The following is a 1,138-nucleotide window of genomic DNA, read 5'->3' as shown; positions in this document are numbered from 1 at the left end:
ATGGGCAAAGAAACATTTGAACGTACTAAGCCCCACGTAAACGTGGGCACCATCGGTCACGTTGACCACGGTAAAACCACGCTGACAGCTGCGCTGACTCGCGTCTGTGCTGAGGTATGGGGCGGTGAAGCGGTCGCCTTTGACGGCATTGATAACGCGCCAGAAGAGAAAGAGCGTGGTATCACCATTGCGACCTCTCACGTTGAGTACGATTCACCCAATCGTCACTACGCGCACGTTGACTGCCCCGGACACGCGGACTATGTGAAGAACATGATCACCGGTGCTGCGCAGATGGACGGTGCAATCCTGGTATGTGGCGCGACTGACGGCCCGATGCCGCAGACCCGTGAGCACATCCTGCTGTCTCGCCAGGTGGGCGTTCCCTACATTGTGGTATTCCTGAACAAGGCAGACCTGCTGGCAGAAGATTGCGGCGGTGCGGATTCAGAAGAATACGAAGAGATGAAAGAGCTGGTTGAAATGGAGCTGCGTGAGCTGCTGGACCAGTACGAATTCCCCGGTGACGACACGCCGATCATCTGTGGTTCTGCACTGATGGCGCTGAACGGCGAAGACGACAACGAGCTGGGTACTACTGCGGTCAAGACGCTGGTAGAGACTCTGGATTCCTACATCCCTGAGCCCGAGCGTGCCATTGACGGTGCCTTCCTGATGCCGGTTGAAGACGTGTTCTCTATCTCCGGTCGCGGTACGGTTGTTACCGGTCGTGTAGAGCGTGGCATCATCAAGGTAGGTGAAGAGATTGAAATCGTGGGTATCCGCGACACCACCACTACCACCTGTACTGGTGTTGAGATGTTCCGCAAGCTGCTTGACGAAGGTCGTGCAGGGGAGAACGTGGGTGTACTGCTTCGCGGTACCAAGCGTGACGAAGTTGAGCGTGGTCAGGTTCTGTCCAAGCCGGGCAGCGTTAACCCGCACACCAAGTTTGAAGCTGAGGTGTACATTCTGTCGAAGGAAGAGGGTGGTCGTCACACGCCGTTCTTCAAGGGCTACCGTCCGCAGTTTTACTTCCGTACCACTGACGTGACAGGTGCTTGCGAGCTGCCTGAAGGCGTTGAGATGGTTATGCCGGGCGACAACGTGCAGATGGTTGCCACGCTGATCGCGCCGA

At 56.7% G+C, this 1,138-nt stretch carries 1 protein-coding gene; it reads left to right on the top strand.

From position 1 onward, the window contains the following. On the top strand, positions 1 to 1,138 hold a 1,138-nt coding region (gene tuf, locus C0039_RS20810; protein WP_101519179.1), incomplete at its 3' end, for an elongation factor Tu.

Source organism: Pseudohalioglobus lutimaris, assembly GCF_002866825.1.
Lineage (GTDB): Bacteria > Pseudomonadota > Gammaproteobacteria > Pseudomonadales > Halieaceae > Halioglobus > Halioglobus lutimaris.
Note: the sequence above shows the minus strand (reverse complement) of the source record. Positions and strands in the feature narration are given on the sequence as shown.